This window comes from Pedobacter gandavensis, from assembly GCF_032677645.1.
GTDB lineage: Bacteria > Bacteroidota > Bacteroidia > Sphingobacteriales > Sphingobacteriaceae > Pedobacter > Pedobacter gandavensis_A.
In genome coordinates, this window is the sequence record NZ_JAVTSB010000005.1 from 196,360 (window position 1) to 218,816 (window position 22,457).

A 22,457-nucleotide genomic window follows, 5' to 3' on the forward strand; every position below is an offset into this window, starting at 1 on the left:
TTTATAAAGAAACGCCCCTTTTCCAGGGAATAAAATCATCTTGCCTATGGCGTAAGGCACTCACCTCCACCTTTCCGCTGGCCACCTCGATCACATATTCTAAAATACGGGCACCTGCAGCTTCAATACTTTCTGATCCATCGATGATAGATCCGGTGTCCAGGTCAATAATGTCCCTCATTTTATTAAACAAGCGGGTATTGCTGGCAATTTTCAGAACCGGAGCGATTGGATTTCCGGTCGGAGTTCCTAATCCAGTGGTAAATAAAACCACATTTGCGCCTGATCCAACCTCTGCTGTGGTCGACTCTACGTCGTTTCCAGGCGTACATAACAGGTTCAATCCGGGCTTTGTCACTTTTTCAGGATAATCCAACACGGCCACTACCGGAGATGTACCGCCTTTTTTTGCTGCACCAGCAGATTTAATGGCATCTGTGATCAGTCCGTCTTTAATGTTTCCTGGAGATGGGTTCATGTCAAAGCCTGATCCTGCGGCAGTTGCCCTGCTACTATAGGTAGTCATCAGCTCAGAAAAACGGCTTGCATCTTCACGAGACACGCATCTGTCGCTAAGATTCTGCTCTACACCACACAATTCAGGAAACTCTGCCAGAATTACTGAACCACCTAAGGCCACTAATAAGTCTGAGGTATAGCCAATTGCCGGGTTTGCAGAAATTCCGGAGAAACCATCTGAGCCGCCACATTCCAATCCGATACACAATTTGCTCAATGGAGCTGGTTTACGTACGTTTTTATTCGCTTGCATCAAACCTGCAAACGTTTGCTTAATTGCCATACTTAACAACTCCGATTCTTTGCCAATCGTTTGCTGATCCAGGATGTATAAAGGCTTGTCGAAATTGGGTACACGCTTCTCGATTTCTTCCTGTAGGATGCTCACCTGGGCATTCTGACAGCCTAAACTCAGGATCGTTGCTCCTGCAACATTGGGATGTGTGATATAACCAGCCAGTAAGCCGCATAAAGTCTGCGAATCCTGTCTGGTGCCCCCGCAACCGCCAGTATGGGTCAGGAATTTGATCCCGTCCACATTAGGGAATAAGCGGTTCTTTTGTTCTTTTTGCTCAGTATAGATCAATTGAGCGTTCAGGATCTCCTCCAGGCTTTTCCCCTGCTCATATAAAGAGATCAGTTCTTTGGCCTGTTGCTGATACGTTTCATTGCGCCCATAACCTAAATTATTCAATAAAGCTTCCTGAATCACCTCCAGGTTCCTGTTTTCACAGAACACCATTGGGATCACCAACCAATAATTGGCCGTTCCTACCTGTCCGTCATTGCGATGAAAACCATCAAAAGTACGGTCTTTCCATGCGGTTATATCTGGTTTATTCCAGGATAAATGGGCTTCATTGGTTTCAAAACTAGTTGCCGCATGTTTGATGTTGGAAGTCGTCAACAGCGAACCAGCAGGAATATCCTGTTGTGCTTTACCCACCAATACGCCGTACATGATCAGCTCATCACCAGATTTCATAGCCAGGGTATTGAACTTATGTTTTGCCGCTACATTATCCTGTAACTGGTAATCTACGCCATCATAGCTCAATACTTCCCCTTTAGACAGGTCCGTTAACGCCACCAACACATTGTCTTTTGGATGGACCTTTAATATTCTTTGCTTCATTAATTACTTTGTAAATGTTTTTCTGATTGCTGCAAGGCCTGTTTTAAAGCCTCTGGCATCCCTGCTGATAAAATCAGGTTATACTGTTCCGTTATCGTTTCTGTTAGCCCCGGTAAAACAGATAAATCACTAGACCATAGTTCCGTATCCGCCAGCACCTGTTGTACATATTCTGCTGCTGGCAATCCACTTTTCTCCTGGAAATAACCCGCCTGATCGTCTGTGATCTGGTATTCCTGACCATTGAACACCCCAAAATACTGACCATTGGAAGAGGCTCTGCTCACCCTCATAAACACCAGATAAGCGGCAAAACCAAGGGCAATATGTGGCGGAACCTGGTGGTAATTTTTATAGTAGTTGAGCAGTACCGGGATTACCCTGATCTTGATTTTCATCGTATACTGGAAAGTGATATTGATCCAGAAATGGGCGATAAAAGGATTAGAGAAGCGGTCGATTACAGTATTTGAAAATGCACTGGATAATGAAAAAGGTATTTCGTAAGGAATTGCCGGTGCAATTTCTTTCTGCATCACTTTAGTGATATAGCGCTTCAAAGGCTGTTCAGCCATTGCTTCTGCTACCGTAGGAATCCCCGAAAGGAAAGCAATAGCTGCTGCAAGGGTGTGTGAGCCGTTTAACAGGCGTACTTTCAGCTCCCTGTAAATCTCAATGTCGGGTTTAACAATAATCCCATCATCTACCCCTGTTAACCCAAGCAAGCGCTCTACTTCTGCTCCACCTTCAATAGCCCAGAGGCGATAAGGTTCGGCCATGATCAACAATTGATCGGTATAACCCAGTTCGGCTTCCAGTTCTGCAAGTTCTTCAGCATCAGGTTTACCCGGAACAATCCTGTCTACCAGTGAATTGCAAAAATGAATATGTTGTTTTAGCCATGCTTTAAATTCTAGTTCTAAGCCTTGATATTCAGCCAGTTCAAACACGATTGCTTCCAGTCTTTTCCCATTGTCAGGGATCAGTTCTGTCGCTATCACGACTAAATCGGCATCCTGATCACCCGCCGCGAAAGCTTTGAACCTCGCATACAATACGGCTAGTAATTTTGCTGGGAATGAGCGTGGCGAACCTTGCTGAACAGCCTCTTTTACAAGCTGTATACCCACTTCAGTGGTATTAGAAACGATCAGCCTTAAGTCTTTGCTGGTTGCAATATCCAGAATACTGTCCCAATCCTCATCTGCCGTTAAAACCCGACTGATTGCAGAAGAAACAATGTTTTCTTTGATACTTTCTCCATTTTCTACTCCCCTCACGCAGATCGTGTATAAACTATCTTGTTCGGTAAAAGCGTTGGTATTCCCTTTGCTGGTTGATTTCACCACAGCAATTCTGCCGTTAAAACTGCCCATCAGGTTTGCTTTGTTGATGAAATAATCCGGAAGACCACGTAGTAATACGCCGGTTCCAAATTGCAAGACCTTTTCAGGAAGGTCAAAATGCCTTTGATCAGGAACAGTTAGCTTCGCTGATCCCATACCATTTAAGGTGTTTTTGGATAGTATCATGTCTTAATTTACATTCGGTTAGAAACAATTCTACATAATAATTATAAGGAATGCCTGGCTTGTGGGGAAATTATTTGCGCAATCGTTATCGGGAACGTTATCGTGCGCCAATTAATGGGCTATTTCGTCAGAAAGGCCATTAATTATAGAAATTTACGGGTATTGGAGATAACCAGCTGATCAAATCAGGAAGGTCATAATAAGCGAGTACTCCCGGAATCAGCTCCGAATACCCCTCTTTTTGTAAGGGATTTTCTAACCTGCTCAGGTAAGATCTAATCCCCTGATGTAGTTCCAGTTGAACGATTTCCGGCTCCAGAAAAGCGGCGTGCATCGCAGGAACATTTAACAAGCCATTGCTACGTAAGGATATTTTGTACGCCCCTAACAATTTGTCGCTTTTCACAAACTGAACCAGGGAAAGAATATCGTAAACCCGCTGACCTGCCAGCGGTTGTCCGAGATGTAACGCGAACATCGCATTCCGGTATTCTTTGTTTTGGTATTTTGGATCGTTGAAAGCCGCTTTATCTTTCGTTTCTCCTGTTCCTCTCAAATCCGGAAGAATCAGGGCGATCCCCTGATCAAGGTACTTCCTCAGGCTATCCGGGTCTTTGGCCAACTGCGATTTCCCCGATTCATCTGTCCAGATCAACACCTGTTTGATTTCGGATTCCGGCTTCAACAACAGAAAAGGTAAGGGAATCTCGTTTGGACTTCTAAGGATCATTTTATGATACCGCAACTCCTTTTTAATCAAACCTTCAGTCTTTAAACCACTTATAACACCGGCACCTACCTCCTCCACAGAAACTTCAATAGTTAAATCAGACAAACCCAGCAACAACCTGATCTTCTTACGCTTAAATTCATTATTTTGTTTAGAAAAATCAGCTCTTTTAGCCGCCAGCTCATGATATAACGAACGGTGATAATCAACCAGACTTTGTTCGTCCATACCATGAAGCATTCCCTCCGGAGTACACCATAATTCTTCCGCTGGTAACAGTTGCGAACTCCCGGCAGTTGCTTGCCAGATTTCCTCTTTAACTGGCCTGGCATCTTTATAAAAATGTTTACGAAACCAGGTCACTGCGGCTTCCCTTTTAGGTTTAGACAAGCCATGACCATCTGCGTAACTAAACAGTTCCAATTGAGCTGAGGCTCCCAGATCCGTATAAACCTGTGTAAGGTCCCGAAAAGACTCCAGGGTTCCCTGATAATCGATAAAATCAAATTTACCGGCCAAAACCAATATAGGCTTAGGGGCAGCTGCGATCAGGAAATCACTCATTTCGAGTCCGTATTTCCCTTCCTCCGGGATTTGTGCGCAGCCATCAGCAGGCCCTGTCATTTCCAGAGTACGCTCCCTACTGGCCAGATAACTACATGGCGCCAGTAGTTTAACCCTGTTGTCCATCGCTGCAAAATAGATCAGTTGCATCCCTCCGCCACTATTTCCAATACAGCCGATTCTTGTAGTATCGACTTCCTTACGGCCAGAAAGGTAATCTAACCCGCGTATATTATCGAAAACCTCATATACCGCTACAGAATTTCCAAAAAGATTGGCAGATTGATTGAGCAAAGTATGCTCTGTTGTACCTCCTTTGGTTTCCGGCTTTCCTGTTGCGTCAAGTATCTGATGTCTTTCTGCTTGCGAAATCGGGTCTATCACAAAAACAACAAAACCATTCTTTGCAAAAAGAATGGCCGTTTGCTGATAAGATGCTGTTGCCTTAGCGAGATCTTCATGGCCACAAAACAGGATTACGGCAGGAAAAGGGCCATTTCCAGCAGGGATATAAAGATTAGCCGTGACATGATGGTTCTTAAAACTTTGATAAATCACCTTTTCAATGCGGTAACCATCCTGAGTTAAGGTTCCTGTGATTTTTGGATTTAAGGCAGATTGTGCCGGCATTCCTTTCATGACCAAAGCAATATTAGTCCGGACTTTTGCCTGGTAAGCTAAGGTTGCTGCTCTGGAGCCTTTGGCGGCTTCCAGGCTCTTTCTCCTCAAATCGTAAACTGTTTTCATCTGGCCAATGAGGTAGGTATTTAAACTGGCTTCCCCCTTCCAATCCAGCACCTCAAAAGGCTGCTGAGAGAAAGTTAAAACACTGTTAAAGAAGAGGAAAAAGACCGCAATTAAAGTTGTTTTAACCATTTTGGATATTTCTTATCAATCAGATTTGCCGGCCATTTACCATACCAGGCATAACCAATCCTTCTTTCCAGTTCAATCTCTGCTACTGTTTTTTTAGGAACACTTTCGCGGCCCATAAAAATTGCTGTATTGTCGGACAGGTCATAAAATCTAGCCCAGATCGTGCTGGATGCGTCTGCTTTCAACACGCGATCCTTACCGCCAACTTGCTCTGAATCAGTAATGAACACAAAATCATAGCCGGTAATTTTAGTTTGGTCAAACCATTGAATGGCAGATTTTACGGCCTTGATGATTTCCGGACCAGGGTTTTTCTGACGCATTAAGAATTCTACCACCGCAACAGATTCCATGGCCGACAAGGAAACAGGTTCAAATGCACGGGCCTGAGCCGGTTTTAAGCTATGCTGGTCATATTGAGCAGCCCATACTGTTGGCTTCCCATCCTGTAACACCTGAGTCTGCAAAATGCAGGAAAGCCCTTTACCAATAGCTTTTAAAGCCCTTTTACGGTCCTCCTCCGGCAAAGCTTCAAAGCCTTCCTTTCCTTCTGCCAGGTCCTGTAATACATTCAGCACATTGGTCATGGCGTTGTCGTTATAAGTGACCTGACCACGGTATAAATGATGATCCGGGAAATACTGTGGCCAGCCTCCGTTTTCATATTGTGCCTTAAAAAGATAAGCAATCCCCTTTTTTACCGCAGCCAGATAAGCCGGATTTCCTGTTTTCGCAAAAGCTGTGGCCAGATAACGCAATTCTCTGGTCGTTGCTTTGTTGTCGATAGTGGCATCATCATGTAAAGAATCTGCTTTAATCGCCAGACGTTCGGAGTTAGAAAGTTCCCAGTCATAATTGATCGCGACTTTACCCACTGCTTTCGGCCATCCGCCCACACTACGTTGATAAACCAACATTTTCTCTGCTGTACTATCCAAATTTGAAGGTCGCTCGCTGAGGTTCTGCGCAGCAGCGCAGGAACTCAGCATCACAGCCATAAAAGCGAAGGTTAATATTTTCATGATTTATTTGCGGGTAGTTAATTATTTAAGGTAAATAGTGATTTGCCGGTAGTTATTTTTTTGATGTCAACTGCTTAACCAACCATTGTACCAGATCAGTTGCTGCGCTGAAATTATCATACTCGGCTGGTAATTTCCGACCATCTACATATTCATTATACAACCATGGATCGCCAATAACAAAGACCGTTCCTTTGCCGTATTTTGAAATGGCAATGACGTTATTCCCGTCTTTATCTTTGATCACAGAGGTTGCAGGATCACTTAACGCCAAGCTACTAAACTCCTTCACAAACAGCTGTTTTGTATTTGCGAAGATAGAATTTCTTGCAGGCACATCAATCCTTGCCGTTTCATATTCGTTCTTATTCACCCTACCCTTGCTATCCTTGTTAAACTGAATACCGAAAGGCTTTGCCAGCTGGTTAAAATGATCCAGTTCCGTGTTGCCGGTATCGTTTGCCATCAGCACCAACAGCCCTCCTGCTTTAACCCAGAGATTCAGGTCTCTGATGTGATTAGCTCCGATATAGTTTGGCTTTGGACTTTCTTTTTCCGTATCCGGATCTACGATGATGTATACCGCAGCATTGCTGAGGTTTTTCAAGGTAGGCCCTGCGTTAAGTTCCTGTGTTTTAAAACCATTGCTTTCAAAAATCCCTGCCCACATCGAGAAACCACCATTGGCACGTTCTGCCCATTTGTAATGCCAGGAAAGGTCATTTCCGCTTTGGTCTTTCTTGATTTCATGGTTGAAATAATTGTCCAGCAATACCCTCTTACCTTTTCCTGGTTTTGCTGCTTCTGCCCATTCCATCTCATTTGCCGCCAGTAAAAAGGCACCTACACCTTTAGGATCATTGCTGATCACCGGCTCCGACATATAGTAAGCAAAACTACCATCACGGTAGGGCTTACCACCCAATCCAGACACACTTACGGTGCCTTTCAGGTTTACTTTCCCATCTGGCAAAGCCTCTATGAACACCTTACTTATCCCCTGATAACCTTTCTCTGCAACAGCGAGATAAGAAACCGGCAAATCACCATTCCTCACGCCCTTTGCAAGACTATACACAAACATAGAAGAAGCAGATGCTTCAGGGTAATTCCCTTTCGCATTTGGCTGATCCAGAATGTCGTACCATAGTCCGGTTTTAGGATCCTGGTACTTTTTGATCGCCACAGCAGTCCGGTTTAGAATCTCCCGGAGTGTTTTTCTTTTTGGATGGTCTTTAGGGAAATATTCCAGTGCGTCTACCAGTGCCATCGCATACCAGCCCATCGCACGTCCCCAGAAATTAGGCGATTGTCCCGTAACCGGGTTTGCCCATTTTTGTTCTTTTGATTCATCCCAACCATGGTATAACAAACCCGTTTTAGGGTCTTTACTGTGTTTTTCCATCAGGATGAACTGATTCGCAATGTCCTCAAAAGCGGCCTGATCATTCACCAATGCGGCATATTCCGCGTAAAAAGGTTGTCCCATGTACAAACCATCCAGCCACATCTGGTGGGGATAGATCTTTTTATGCCAGAAACCGCCTTCTTTGGTTCTTGGATGTCCTTTCAGCTGTTCCCTTAAGGCCGTAGCAGCTTTAAAATATTTCATCTGACCGGTCACTTTGTATAAAGTGAGTAAGGAGCGGCCGTTTTTAATATTGTCGATATTATAGTCCTGAGGCTTGTAACGTTGAATTACGCCTTCTTTGCTGACAAAAAAGTCCATGCTTTTCTGCATGTATTTGAAATACTCCCCTTTTCCGGTTCTTTTCCAAAGCCCGTCAATCCCCTCCAGGATCACGCCCTGGTCATAAGCCCATTTCACCGGCTTAGGCTGCTCAGGATTGAGGTTTAATGAATCTGCCCATATTTCCATCACTTTAGCCGCCATACGCGCTGAGAGTGGCTCATTTGACTGCGCATAGGCCACAGAAGAACAGCTTGCCTTTAGGATCAGCAATGCTACTGCAGTATTTATCCAGGTTATTTTCATTTTGTTTCTTTAATCAGGTACAATTTCTCTTTTAAGCCAGGTGTGGGCTTATTTCTTAATTTCCAATACCGCAGCCTTTGCACCATGAGTAAATTCCGAAATCACTTTCGCTTTACCAGTCTGCGTACCAGAGATTTTAAGGTCTTTATTCTGATCACCGGAAACACGGATCAACAGGTCTGCATGGGTATAATCAATGTTTTCAAAAGAGATAGATTTCCCGTTTTGCACATAAAGCAGTGGTTTGGCATTAGGAATGTCCAGGTGAGCATTTGTCAAATGAATATTTTTCGCTTCCTGAATATCTACACATTCATCGGCTTTGATCACCAGGTTATCCAGATAGATATCAGAAATACTCATTTCCGGCAATCCACGAACAAATACCGCCTTGGCAGCCCCGTCACAAACTACATTCTGGATGTAAAACTTCCTGAAAACCGGTGTTTTCGCAGTAACAGGCAGCAATTCTACTTTAGGCGCTTCGCGCTGTTCTCCGGTTAAAGGAACCGGATCAACTGCCGCATAGTACATGTCAAAAAGAATGGCTTCACCGGCAATGTCTTTCATATTGATATTTTTGGCGTAGATGTTTTCGACCACACCACCTCTTCCTCTGGTCGTTTTAAAGCGCAGACCGATATCTGTGCCAATGAAAGTACAATCAGAAATGAAGATATTTTTAGCACCACCAGACATTTCACTGCCGATTACAAAACCGCCATGAGCATGGTAAACGGTACTATTTCTGATGATCACATTTTCTGTAGGCACGCCACGTTCTCTTCCCGCAGCATCGCGACCGGATTTAATACAAATCCCATCGTCACCCACATCGAAAGTACTGCCTTCAATCAGCACATTTTTGCAGGACTCGATGTCTATACCGTCTCCGTTTTGTGCATACCATGGGTTTTTAACATAGATGTTTCTCACGGTCAGGTCTTCACTCATTAGTGGATGCAGGTTCCATGCCGGAGAATTCTGAAAAGTTACCCCTTCCAGTAAAATCTGCTTACAACGGTACAAGACCATTAGATTAGGTCGTAAAAAATCTTTGATGCTTTCATAGAATTCCGGTGTTTTATCCGGACTGATTTTCCCGGGGTCTTTCATTTGAGATCCTTTCAGCGTTAAAGCAGAAGGATACCAGATTTTCTTGTTCTCAGATACCAAACCACCGGAAGCCAGTAATTTCTTCCATTGGCTTTCCGTCAGCTTGTCTCTTTTAACCATTCTCCAGGCATCACCGCCACCGTCTACAATTCCAAAACCGGTAATCGCAATGTTTACCTCATTGTTTGCCCAGATTGGCGATTGGTTACGCATCTGCGGAAATCCTTCCCAGTTTCCTTTCACCAGTTCATACTGCTTAAAATCTTTGCTAAACTGCAACAGGGAGTTTTTCTGTAGGTGTAGGTTTACATTGCTTTTCAGCTCTACAGGACCTGTCAGCCATAATCCCGCAGGGACAAGCACAACGCCACCTCCTTTTTTGCTCATCGCCTGAATGGCCGCATTGATGCTTTTAGTATTTAGCGTAATGCCATCATTTTTGGCACCATAGCTCACAATGTTGATGGTATCTTTTTTAAACTGTGTTCCTTTTACTTTCGGTAGGTTATCAAATGAATACTCCTGTCCTTTGGTTGATCCTTGTGCTTTGGAAACCATAGGGCTCCATAACAATAAGGAAAAAGACAAAGTCCATAGCATTGGGGTAATCTTGTTCATACAAGGCTGGTTTAGGTATCGTATAATATTTGGTTACCGCTGTTTCCAGCTGGCACACAATTCTACATAGTTTTGTGAGAGAATGAAACAAAAGCGGCCAAAATAACTGCGCAATCGTTCCCGTATCTATTCTAAAAATTACTAAGGCTGATCTGAAACAGTTATTGAGCAGCTTCCACACGGAACCAATCCACATCGGCATAGCCGGAATCATTGCTTTTTCCTTTTTTAACGGCAAACAGTCCCATTTTAGCACCGATCCACTGGCCTTCTTCTGCCTGAAACGATCCCGGAATAACGGTATAATTCAATCCATCCAGGCTGTAGCTAAAGGTACAAACCGCGCCCTTGCCTACTTTAACACGCAAATAAACTTCCTGCACAGGTGCGGGCAAAGCAATAACATTGACTTCCTCTTCCTTTTTCCCTTTAGCCGCGCCCATACAAGTGGTATAAACCAAAGAAACTTGTCCGTTTTTACTTTTTAAAGCAAGGTTCGCATAACTTCTACCCATTACAATTAAACCGGTTTTTTCCTCTTCCAACTTCAGATTAGGACTGAATTTCATTTTAGCGGTCGCGACAAACTCTTCCGCAGGGAGTTTTTGCAACAACAGATTTGGAACCTCCCAATAACTGTTCATCTCTTCAGGAGCTTGTTGTGTAAAAAGCCTTAAACTTCCTTTTGAAGGGTTCATGATCGACCATGTTGCGCCCGGATTGGCTTGCCATTGCCATTGAAGGCCCAGGCTATTTTCATTAAATTCATCGCTTTCTGCTGGTGTGCGGATTGGAAAAGCCTTCGCCATAGCTGGTTTTTTATATTCCAGCACGGGAGTTCCAACACCTGTTCCGGCAGCATCCAGACCGATTACCGGCCAGTCATTGACCCATTTCATCGGCTGTAAATGCACCACACGACCATAAGGACCTTTATCCTGAAAATGCAGGAACCAATCTTCACCACCCGGTGTATCCAGCCAGGCACCTTGATGAGGCCCGTTTATCGGGGATTTCCCCTGATCCATCACTACTTTTCTTTCATAAGGACCATAGATATTTTTCGACCTCAATACGAGTTGCCATCCGGTAGCGACACCACCTGCCGGAGCAAACAGGTAATAATAACCGTTTCGCTTGTAAAACTTAGGCCCCTCAATGGTTGGATCCTCCTCATGTCCGTCATAAACCAATTGCCCCTGATCTATCGCCTGGTCTCCGGCTTCATTCAGCCTTTTAACCGCAATGACGCTCTTAATTCCGGCTCTGCTGCCTGCATAAGCATACGCGAGGTAAACTTTACCATCTTCGTCCCAAAACGGACAAGGGTCAATCAGTCCTTTTCCTTCGGCCACCATAACCGGTGCAGACCATTTTCCACGCGGGTCTTTGGCTTTAATCAGGTAGATTCCGAAATCCGGATCAGGGTAATAAATATAGAATTCTCCTTTATGGAAACGGATCGCTGGTGCCCAGACTCCATTGCCGTGCTGAGTTTTCGAGAAATGAGCTTCGGGAATTTGTCGGGTTAAGGCATGGCCGATAATTGACCAATTGACCAGATCTTTGGAATGTAGAATCGGAATTCCAGGAACACCATCAAAACTAGAGGCAATCATATAAAAATCATCGCCTACACGAATCGCGTCAGGGTCTGAATAATCGGCATTCAATACCGGGTTTTTATATTTCCCATTGCCAAGGTCGGCAACCCAGACTTTACTGATCACGGCTTTATCAACGATATTCTTTTGAAGTGTTGAGTTCCCTTTTAAATCACGCTGCAGCTGTGCATTTGCATATCCGCCGCAGCAGCATAGACTGCCCAGCCATAAAGCGCCCAACCACAATCGGGTGTTCCCTGTTTGTTTTACTATTGTTCCGGCTTCCATAAACTTTTTCCTGAAAATATCTTGATTAATGTATAGGCTTTAACTTCTTTCTTAGACAATTGCTTTGACCAGGGGATTCTTGCCAAAGGCGATCCTCCCGGTCCTTTAGAACCGTATTCCGCATAAAAACTCGTCTTATGGTTATCATTTTTATTCCAGGCAGACCAGCCTGCTGGCAAAATATGGGAGTCCATTTCTGTATTTATAAATACGATATTGGCGTATGGCCTCCATGGTCTGCCGAGATAAACTTTGGCTAAACCCGGTTCGGCGGTCAGCTTACAGTCTATAAACACAAAGCCATAAGCTTGTGCTGGCGAGGTTGAAGCGGCTGTGATGTAGGAGTTTTTTTTACTGTAGATCTGGCAACGTTCGAAAACGACAGTCGCCGCTCCAAAGATAAAATCCGTAGTTCCTTCGATATAACAATCTACATAATACTGCCTGCTGGTATCTACAGCAGGGAAAAGCGTATCCTGATTGCCTAATATCCGACAATTCTTAACCACCATCCGGTCTCCTTCTCCATGGAGCGCGACCGCTTGTCCAACCAAACCAGCAGTATTTTCAATGCTCAGATTTTCTGCACGGAAATCATTTCCCTGCACCAATAAGGTATAAGAATTGTAAGTATTGAAACCTGCTTTACCCGAATAATCCCCGTTAGAGATCACCGTCTGCGCTTTATCTTCTCCAAGAAGGAATACTTTTGTTTTCCAGGAAGGCACTACTAATTTCTCGTGATACACTCCCTTTTTAATGTGAATGGTAACTACCGGCTCCGAAAAATCGCGCACCGCATTGATTGCAGCCTGAATCGTTTCAAAGTCACCACTTCCATCTTTACTCACTGTAAAAGAAGTCGGAAATGTATCCTGAGCTATTGTCCGAAAACAGGAACCCAGCAACATCAGAAATACGATTAACTTTTTGCTGGTATCCATCCTTTAAATATCTTTTCTATGGTATAATCTGCAGCTTCCTGATCGCTCAGTTGCTTCGCCCAGCCTACTCTTTTCTCTGTTGCGCTGCCAATTCCTTTATTCTTATACTCCGCATAAAAAGCAGTTTGCTCATTGCTGGTTTTACCCCAATTGTTCCATCCTTCTGGTTTAATCATCGCACCAAGGTCACAATTCAGAAAAACTGCCTGTGCATATGGCCGCCATGGTCTACCCAGATAAACAGATTGTGCGGGCGCAGTTCCGGTGATCTTACAATTCAAAAACACATAGCCATGTTTTACAGAATCCGGTGCGGAGGAAGCGGTAACGAAACCCGGTTGCTTACAGAACAGCTCACAATCTTCAAAAATCGCAGTGGCCGATCCGAAGATAAAATCTACTGTTCCGCTAATGAAACACTTGTAAAAGTATTGCTTACTTCCAGGGCCATAAGTATACAGCGTATCCTGAAAACCCAGCATCCTGCAATTCAGAAAGCTGGCCTTATCCCCCGCTACCCATAAGGCCACGGCCTGACCAACCGGACCAGCAGTGTTTTCAAAAGTGATGTTCTTTGCGGTAAAGTCGTCGCCATAAATGTAAAAGCCCGAAGATCCGGAGGTTCCCATCTCTTCACCAAAACGGTTTTTCTTTTGCGCATAATCATCGTAACACAAAATCGTCTTATCCAGACTTTCTCCAATCAGCGTCACCATCTTTTTAGAAGCCGACAAGTTTAACTTCTCTTTATACCTTCCGTTTTTAATAAAAATCGTGGTAATCACTTTTCTAAAATCAGGAACTGCATTGATTGCCTCCTGAACGGTTTTAAAATCACCACTTCCATCCTGAGCAACCACAAGCCTTCTATCCTGCGCAACCGCAGATCTTCCAGCTTCCCTAAGCACTTTATCGGCTGCGATTAACTGTCCAGGGCCAAAAAGACCGAAAAGACTGCTAAAACCAAAAACAGCGAACCATATTATCACTTTCATTACTTTTTAACTTTAGGTTGTACCACATCATTACACAAATCCAGTTGCTGTTTTTTCATTTCTGAAAGCACCAGCTGTGCAATTTTCCTTGCGCCAAACTCATTAAAATGAGTATTGTCCTTTTTTCCTTCCGGATAATTCGGGTGAACACCAGGTTCCAACTGCATAAACAGCTTCTTACTGGCTAAGGGGCCCATCTTTTCATACAGCGCCCTGCTTTCTCTATCAAGATCAATCAGCGAAACATCATAAGCTTTTGCGACTTCATAAACCGCAGCGGTATATTCCGTATGTGTTTCTTTCGCATGGTCGTTCTTATCGAAGCTCAGTCTGGATACCGGCGTAATGAGTATAGGAAAGGCGTTTTTCGCTCTGCTTTCTTGAATAAAGCGGGCGAGGTTGGTCTTGTAATCTGCTACAGAAGTGTAGCGCTCTTTATATTTCTCCCCTTTAGCGGCATCGTTGTGACCAAACTGAATCAGCACATAATCCCCTTTACTTAAGCTATCCGATACATTCGACCAACGGTTCTCCGAGATAAACGTCCTGGTGCTACGGCCTCCTTTAGCGCGGTTATTCACCTGCACATCATCACTAAAAAAATTAGCAAAAGGCATTCCCCAGCCTGTTAAGGGCGCTCTGGAACTTTCATAGTTACACATGGTAGAATCACCAATCATCCAAATCTTAACCGGCTTTCCCCCGCTTATAAAAGCAGTACATAAACACACTAAGCCAACTGCAACTATCTTTAACTTACTAAATCGAGTGATTTGCATCATATCTTAATTTGATTTAATCGGCTTTATTTTTAGCCAGATAAGTCAATACCGGCAACTTCAACACCCTCATTTCCTTTAAAACCAATTGCGCCATTTCCCTTGCCCCGAGTTCATTAAAATGCGTATCGTCTTTTTTCCCTGCCGGATAATTCGGATGTTCCCCTGGTTCTAAATGATTGAACAGCAATTTGCTTTGCTCCGGACCATACTGCTGCAATAAAGCCTGACTTTTCAAATCCAGGTCAATCAGCGGTATGCCTAACGATTTGGCCAGATCTCTAACCAGCTGTGCATATACCTTATGGGTTTCCTTAACTTTTCCGGAATCGTCAAAACTTCTTCTCGCAACTGGCGTGATCAATACCGGAAATGCGCCTTTCCCCAGGCTCTCCTGAACAAATTTGGACAGATTCCTGACGAACTCTGCTTCCGGCGTATAACTCGCTTTGGTACTTACTTCATCATTATGACCAAACTGAATTATTACATAATCGCCTTTATGAAGTCCTGTGACTACCGGTGCCCATAAATTCTCTGAGATAAAGGTTTTGGTACTCCGCCCATTCTTCGCACGGTTATCGACCAAAACCTCTTCGCTAAAAAAATTAGCAAAAGGCATTCCCCAGCCTGTTTCAGGGAAAGCGCCTGCTGATTTAACAGCAAGCGTGGAGTCCCCGATCAGATATATCTTCAATTTTGGCGGAGCTGTTGACACAAAAGAGGTCAACACCAAAGTCATTAAAGCAAACCAGCTATATTTTCTCCTCATTACTTTTAATTAAAGAACCCAGGCTGGATCGCCAACTTGTCCACCACCGCTACTGCTTCTCAGCAATGCAGATCCTGAAGGTAAATAGAATTGAGTCGTATTCGCATTCCAACCTGGATCTACTGTTAGTCCGAATTTAGCATTGGCTGGTAACGGCAGGTCAGTTCCATTGGTGGTACTCGTTTTCAGGTTAAAAGTATTGTTGTATTCAAAAGTGGTGGTTGCAGCACCTGAACTGGCCAAAATCAATCCTAAAACTGTACCAGAGCGTGGAGCATTGGCAATAATTGAGTTTCTCACACTAAAGGTAACCGGATTTGCCGAAGCAATGAGCAAGGTGTACATCCCCGCAAAGCCGATATTATTGATGGAACACTCGCTGATGCTAATTTCTGGTGCCGTGCCAGCCATCGTGGTTTTACAATTTACCAAACCTGGTGAACTGTTATAGATGGTGCTCTTCGTAATTTTCAATGATTTAAAGGACAGTTTATCTAAATGGAACAGGTAATAAGTAGTACCCGAAATGTCATAGATTTTACACCTGTTGACCTCCATTTCATTCAATACAAAGAAGGTATTCCGATCGGCACGTAGAACAGCCGTGCTGATTCCATGAATCCAGGAGTTTTCAAACCTGATGTTTCTAAAGGTAGACGCTACACCGGTACCTGAACTAATCAAATCGCAGAAATAGCCGGCAGTATAAGCTGTACCATCAAAGTTAATTCCTGAAACCGAAAGACCAGCTCCGGTTCCCGTCAGGGTAAAACCTTTCAGGTTTACTTTCACCTTTTCCGGGTTATCATTTACTGATCTTAAAGTGATCATTTTACCGGTAATTGCCGCTAATGAAGGCAATTCATACGTGCCATCTTCCAAACCAATCACCGCATTATCCGCAGCCGTAGCAATTACACTAGCCAGATTATCGGCTGGAGTAATCTTAACGGTATAAACAACCGGAGCCGGGGTAGTAAAAGTCAGGTAGCCATTGCTACTGGTTCCGGAAAACAATTCCGCAGTATATTTAGTACTGGCAGTAAGACCAGGAATCGTTACCGATTTCTTCAACAGATCCTCCGGACTTAAAGTTACCGTAATTGCCGTTCCAGTCTCCGGAGTCAGCACAACCTTAGAACCCGCAGGAACTTCCAAAAAGGCAATATCTACACTATTTTCTCTAACCGTTATTTTTTCGCCCCTAAACAATTGTTTACCCACAATCTTAAATCCCGGACTCAACATATATTTAGATTCCGGCTGTGTAGCCGTTGCATTCGCTTTTACACGGGCAAAATATTTAAGCCTTAATTTAAGCTCCCCCTCTTTAACCGTAAAACCAGCAGAATCGGTTTTACCGGAAAAATCTGTGGTAGCGAACAAAGAATCTGTAGAAAACTCTACGGTATAATTATATTGATTGTCGCCGGTAAACAAAGGCGCTTTCCAGCTTAACCATGCGGAGCTTTCCGAGGCGACTACTTTAATTCCTGAGGGCTTAAAAATTCTTGGGGCCTCTGTTGGTGTTTCATCCTTTTTGCAGGAGGAAACACCCGCGATTATACTTGCAAATAGTAAACAATGGCAAGCGATCGTTAAAAGATTTCTTTTCATGATTGTATAGACTTAATAACCATTATTTTGAACCATATTGGTAGTTTCGATGAGCACAGTTTTAGGGTAAGGTAACAGTTCACGCTCATTGGCTTTAAAGTAAGTAGCGAAACCGTTTGCCGTACCTGAGATAGATCCGGAAGTGGGATCATTATTGACTGCAAAGCGCCAGGCTTTCACCGTATAGCCACCTGCTGGTGCGCCTGATGTTCCCAAACCAGGTGTATAAAACACGGTATTAGGCGTACCCCCATAAAAGTCCAGATTAGCCACTTCTGCTACACTACCACCTTTCAGGTAGGCATTCTCTTTCACATAGATATAAAGCGGCACATTCGCATACGCGCCTACACCGTTCATAAAATCCGTTAGTTTAGCACGGGTTTCATTAAACTTAGTTTCCATCAGGTTCCAGCGGATCAGGTCGTATTTACGAATCCCTTCGCCACCAAATTCTAACAGACGTTCTTTTACAATTGCCTCAAAGAAACCGGCTTTATCCTGTGGACTCTCAGGCGCAGCATAACCTACAAACGCACGTTCACGCACCCTTTTCAACGCGGCTTGTGCAGCGGCAGATGGGCCGCCATTTACTTCATTATCCGCCTCAGCAAACATCAGCAGGACATCTGCAAAACGCAGAATAGGCCAGTTAATCGCAAAATTCTGAGAAGTAGAAGAATTGTTAAAGGCGGTCCATGCTTTTCTGAATTTACCATCAGTCAGGTTATTCGCCGTATTCAGGATCTTTTTAGAGTTGTCATTGATTTCGTAAACCCCGATCGTTACATCTCTACGGCTATCCTTAGTCGGATCAAATTCGTAGAAGTAAGTCGCAATGGCGTTCATACCGCCACCACCCTGACCGAAAGTAGATTTCGCAGAATACCTTAAACCATTGTAATAACCCAGTTTACTATCTGTAGAAGCGTTACCACCAAAAGCACCCACTTCAAACATCAATTCAAATTTATCATCCAGCCGTGCACCATGCAAAGTTTTAAACACGTTTTCATAACTTGGATTTAAATCATGTTCTCCTGCTGCTGCGATAATTTCAGCGCATTCTTTTTCAGCGATCTTATAATAAGTTAAGAAATCTGCTCTTCTTTCCATTTTACGGCTATCCGTACGCAACGCATATCCACCTCTGGCTAAAGCAATCCTTGCCCTTAACCCTTTTATAGCTCCTTTAGTAAAACGGAAGCTGCCGTAATCAGCAATTTTAGATCTCCAGGGAACCAAAGTCTGCGCCAGTTCCAGATCTTTCAGCAACTGATCATAAGTTTCATCGCGGTTGGTATTGAAGAAATTCAGCGTTGGTGCATCGGAAGCCGGAACAAAAGTACCGGGAACATCACCCCAGTTGCGGATCAGCTCATGGTAAAACTGCGCTCTTAAAGCCAGTGCTTCCCCATAATACCTGCCCATCTCTTCTTTCTGAGCGGTAGTACCACTGGTGTAAAGGTTAGATAAAGGGATATATTTAATACAGATATTGGCCCGTTCTACACCGGAGAACAGTTGCGCAAAAGGCTTGATCAGTTCCGTATTGTCGGAACTAGCGCCATACATGCTCACCCCTCTACGATCCGAAGGACTGTAACTGCCGGATGTTTTAAAATCATCGGCACTCAGATTCAGAATCGTGGCCAGGCGGTTTCCATAACCGTCATCGCCAACCAATCTATTGTACACCCCAATCAGGGCCGTGTTGGTATATACCGTACTTTCAAAAACTGTGGAAGGCGAAGAAACAGAAGGAGATTCAAATTCCAACGCTTTTTTACAGGAAGGAAGTATGCTTAAAGTGCCGATGGCGAAAGCCAGGATGGCAGCTGATAATATTTTCGTGTTCATTTCTTTTAGCTGAATGGATTAAAAAACAAGATTAAGACCTGCAAGGATATATCGGCTACGCGGATAAGCGGCGTAATCTATACCTGGTGTTAAAGGGTTATTTCTACGGGTATTGGCTTCCGGATCATATCCTGAATAACCGGTAATCGTCCATAAATTATTTACCGTACCATACACCCGGAGTTTAGAAATAAATCCGGTACGTTTCATGAGCTTTTCAGGAAGCGTATAACCCAGGGTCACATTGTTAATGCGCAGGAAAGAACCGTCTTCGATGGCATAAGAAGTCAGGGCATAATTCCCCGGCGTAGGCGTCCATAAAGTGGTGTTCTCATTTAATGCCGTTAACGCTGCCGGATCAGTTACTTTAACGCCATTCGCATCAAAATTCTTCCAGCGTTGTGTCATGGTTTGCAACAAATTGTTGTCTTTCACATTAAACTGAGAAGTAAATTCTAAGGTATTCGCATTGTACACTTTGCTTCCTACAGAGAAGTTCAGGAAAACGCTCATATCGAAATTCTTATAGGTAAACTGGTTGTTAAATCCACCGATAAACGCTGGTTGTGCAGTCCCCAATACCGTACGGTCGTCTTCCGTGATCAACATATTATCCGAAGAAGAAAGCTTTTTCAGTTTCATATCTCCTGGTTGTGGCTCTCTGTTACCGATCAACGATTTGCTGTTTGGCACATTTGATTTCAACGCGTATGTATATACACCGCTAGTGGTATTGTACACATAGAAGAAATCATCTACCGTGTATCTGCCATCAGAAACATAGCCATAGAACTGACCTACTGGTTTTCCTACTTCTACTTTCACATCGGCAAGACTGTTTACCCATCCCGATTGCGTCAGGTAAGAACTCACGCCACTTTGCAATTCCAGAATTTTATTCCTGTTGAAGGAAATATTGAAACTGGTGTTGTAAGTAAAATCTCTGCTTTTCACCGCAAGGAAGCCCAATTGAAGTTCAATTCCTCTATTTTGTGTTTTACCTACATTTTGTTGCTGAGAAATATAACCAGAGACTGGAGAAATGTTGGCATCCAGCAATAAGTCCTTGGTTTTATTCTCATACAAATCGATGCTTGCGGTTAAGCGGTTATTGAAAAGCTCCATATCTATCCCGAAGTTGGTAGAAAGGTTGGTTTCCCATTTGATGTTCGGGTTAGCGAGTTTGGTAGAGATCAATCCGGTGCTTACTGCGGCATCATTAGCAGCATAGCCCCCTGCGGTAGAATTCGCCTGGAAAATCGTTCTGAACAAATCCTGTCCGATTCTGCTGTTTCCCGCAGCACCATAACTCAATCTGAATTTCACACTGTTTAACCATTTCAAATTGGCCTGCTTGAAGAATTCCTCTTCCGACAAACGCCAGGCAATCTGCCCTGATGGGAAATTACCATAACGATTACCTGCAGCAAATACAGAAATCCCGTCCCTTCTAAAGTTAAAAGTCGCCAGGTATTTTCCTTTGTACGCATAAGCAGCACGGGCAAATACAGAAAGGTTTCTTGTTCCGGTTACCAGAGAAGTCGCTTTATCCTGAACAGCACCATTCGGTAAATCTGTTTTCTGAATATTTGCAAAAGCCTCATCCGGAGTAATATTTGCAGGGAACCATTTCAGCAACATATTGTCTGAATTTACATCGTCATTGCGCAACTCTTGTCCCACAAGCAAATCCAGGCTATGGTCTAAACCTAAATTCGGTTTGTAATTTAAAGTATTGGTATTGATGAAAGTGGTCGCATAAGAGTTCTCCAGCTGAATAGCCGGTCTGTTGGCATTATTCCTGGAGATATTGGTCAGCAAACCATTGAAGGTATCTACATGACGGTCGTTGTAATTTAAACCTATCGTACTTTTTAACGTCAGGTTCTTTAGAATCGAATAGCTGAGGTAAGCACTGGTGATTAAATCATTGCGGTAATCATATTTCAATTCATTATGTGCTAAACTGATTGGGTTGGTCAGGTTGGTTGCATTAAAATCTGCATCAAACAAATCTCCGGATTCTCCACCACCCAGATAAGGCTGGTAACGCACGGCATTTCTTAAACGGTTGGCACTTTGCGATTGCGTATTGCTGGTTCCTACACCGTCTACACGCTGGCGACTATACCTCGCATTTAATCCAAAACGTAATTTATCAGAAATCTTATGGTCAAAGCGGAAAGAAGCAAAAGTCCTTTTATAAGCAGACTCCAGCATAATCCCATCTTCTTTGGTATTGTTCAAAGAGAAGTTAAACGTGGTTTTATCTGTCCCGCCGGAGATATTCAAAATCTGAGTTCCCGACCAGGCCTGGCGACCGAAAACTTTATCCTGCCAGTCTACTTTTTCAATGTTCTTATAAATCTCTAAATCTTCAAAAGTCCCGTAAGCTTTAGTGAAATCGTCTTTTACCTGTTGAGAAGTATTGTTATTGTACAATTCATATTGATAGGTTACAAAATCGTAAGGCCCCATTACATCGAGTTTGTTTACAATCTGGCGGGCACCTCCAAAAACATCAAATGAAATGATGGTTTTACCGGATTTCCCCGATTTGGTGGTAATGATCATCACGCCATTGGAACCTCTGGAACCATAAATAGCGGTTGAAGCCACATCTTTTAACAAGTTGATCGATTCAATCTCACCCGGAGATAAAATAGAAAGCGCATTGTCTACCGGAATCCCGTCTACAATATATAAGGGAGAATTATCGCCGGTTAGCGAACTTCCACCACGCACTTTAACCTGGATATCTGCCCCGGGGTTACCCTCCGGAGTCGTTACCGATAAACCAGCCATTTTACCTGCCAATGCCTGCGCTAAAGTTCCTACCGGAAAATCAGCCACATCCTTACCAGACAACACCGATACGGAACCGGTCAGCATTTCCTTCCTTACGGAGCCATAACCAATATTGATCATCACCTCATTCAGTTGAGAAACATCTTCCTGTAAAACAAAATTGATTTTTGATTGCTTGCCTACCGGAATTTCCTGAGGCATATAGCCGATATATCTGGCGATTAAAATGGTTTCCCCCTGGTCAGGAACAGAAATCTTATACTGGCCCTTATCATCTGTACTCACCACGATGGCGGTACCTTTGATCGAAATACTTACGCCAGGAATGGATTCCTTACTTGCTTTGTCGGTCACTTTACCTGTTACCTGGCGAATCTTCTGTGCATCCGCCTGGAAAACTACAATAGCCAACAATGCAAACAGTAGTAAAATTCTTTTCATACTCGGTTTGGTTAATACGCCCCTTTTTTGGGATAAGGGGTGCTTCGGTTTAATTTGGTTAGTATGGAAACTGCTCAGTCTTCCATTAACAATTCTACATTGTTTTATTTGATAAAGGATTCGACATGGCCAGATAAATTTGCGCAATCGTTCCCGACAACGTTCTCGGTCTGAAAATCAGATACTTTTAATTAGGAGGAAAATTCTTACATTGGGCTTTATAGACCGATTATTAAAACTT

General features: G+C 43.5%; 14 protein-coding genes. All 14 read right to left on the reverse strand.

Going from position 1 to position 22,457, the window contains the following annotated elements; genetic code table 11:
- Position 1: 1 nt before the first annotated feature.
- Positions 2-1,654 carry an altronate dehydratase family protein gene (locus R2Q66_RS10260; protein ID WP_316748514.1) on the reverse strand — a complete coding sequence of 551 codons (1,653 nt, stop codon included), beginning with the start codon at positions 1,652-1,654 and terminating at the stop codon, positions 2-4.
- Positions 1,654-3,186 (reverse strand): tagaturonate reductase, encoded by a 1,533-nt coding sequence (locus R2Q66_RS10265; RefSeq protein WP_316748516.1) that lies wholly within the window; start codon positions 3,184-3,186, stop codon positions 1,654-1,656. Before R2Q66_RS10265 ends, R2Q66_RS10260 begins: the two co-directional genes overlap by 1 nt.
- A gap of 139 nt (positions 3,187-3,325) precedes the next feature.
- A complete protein-coding gene (locus tag R2Q66_RS10270) occupies positions 3,326-5,356 on the reverse strand; it encodes an alpha/beta hydrolase family protein (RefSeq protein WP_316748517.1) in 2,031 nt (676 codons plus the stop codon).
- Complete coding sequence (gene pelA, locus R2Q66_RS10275; RefSeq protein WP_316748518.1) at positions 5,338-6,378, reverse strand: pectate lyase; 1,041 nt, start codon at positions 6,376-6,378, stop codon at positions 5,338-5,340. Before pelA ends, R2Q66_RS10270 begins: the two co-directional genes overlap by 19 nt.
- Positions 6,379-6,430: 52 nt before the next feature.
- Positions 6,431-8,374, reverse strand: a complete 1,944-nt coding sequence (locus R2Q66_RS10280) for a glycoside hydrolase family 88 protein (protein ID WP_316748520.1) — start codon at positions 8,372-8,374, stop codon at positions 6,431-6,433.
- A 48-nt stretch (positions 8,375-8,422) separates the two neighbouring features.
- On the reverse strand, positions 8,423-10,108 hold the full coding sequence (locus tag R2Q66_RS10285; protein ID WP_316748521.1) for a glycoside hydrolase family 28 protein: 1,686 nt from the start codon (positions 10,106-10,108) through the stop codon (positions 8,423-8,425).
- A gap of 161 nt (positions 10,109-10,269) precedes the next feature.
- Positions 10,270-12,000: a glycoside hydrolase 43 family protein gene (locus R2Q66_RS10290; RefSeq protein WP_316748523.1), complete on the reverse strand. Its 1,731-nt coding sequence runs from the start codon at positions 11,998-12,000 to the stop codon at positions 10,270-10,272.
- Complete coding sequence (locus R2Q66_RS10295) at positions 11,982-12,944, reverse strand: pectinesterase family protein (protein WP_316748525.1); 963 nt, start codon at positions 12,942-12,944, stop codon at positions 11,982-11,984. Before R2Q66_RS10295 ends, R2Q66_RS10290 begins: the two co-directional genes overlap by 19 nt.
- Positions 12,923-13,939, reverse strand: coding sequence for a pectinesterase family protein (locus R2Q66_RS10300; protein ID WP_316748527.1), 1,017 nt, complete (start codon positions 13,937-13,939; stop codon positions 12,923-12,925). Before R2Q66_RS10300 ends, R2Q66_RS10295 begins: the two co-directional genes overlap by 22 nt.
- Positions 13,939-14,721 carry a rhamnogalacturonan acetylesterase gene (locus R2Q66_RS10305; protein WP_316748528.1) on the reverse strand — a complete coding sequence of 261 codons (783 nt, stop codon included), beginning with the start codon at positions 14,719-14,721 and terminating at the stop codon, positions 13,939-13,941. Before R2Q66_RS10305 ends, R2Q66_RS10300 begins: the two co-directional genes overlap by 1 nt.
- Positions 14,722-14,734: 13 nt before the next feature.
- Positions 14,735-15,490, reverse strand: coding sequence for a rhamnogalacturonan acetylesterase (locus tag R2Q66_RS10310; protein WP_316748530.1), 756 nt, complete (start codon positions 15,488-15,490; stop codon positions 14,735-14,737).
- 9 nt (positions 15,491-15,499) lie between these two features.
- Positions 15,500-17,107 (reverse strand): DUF4957 domain-containing protein, encoded by a 1,608-nt coding sequence (locus R2Q66_RS10315; RefSeq protein ID WP_316748532.1) that lies wholly within the window; start codon positions 17,105-17,107, stop codon positions 15,500-15,502.
- A 12-nt stretch (positions 17,108-17,119) separates the two neighbouring features.
- Positions 17,120-18,967, reverse strand: a complete 1,848-nt coding sequence (locus R2Q66_RS10320) for a RagB/SusD family nutrient uptake outer membrane protein (protein ID WP_316748533.1) — start codon at positions 18,965-18,967, stop codon at positions 17,120-17,122.
- Between the two features lie 18 nt (positions 18,968-18,985).
- Positions 18,986-22,216, reverse strand: coding sequence for a TonB-dependent receptor (locus tag R2Q66_RS10325; protein WP_316748535.1), 3,231 nt, complete (start codon positions 22,214-22,216; stop codon positions 18,986-18,988).
- Positions 22,217-22,457 lie beyond the last annotated feature (241 nt).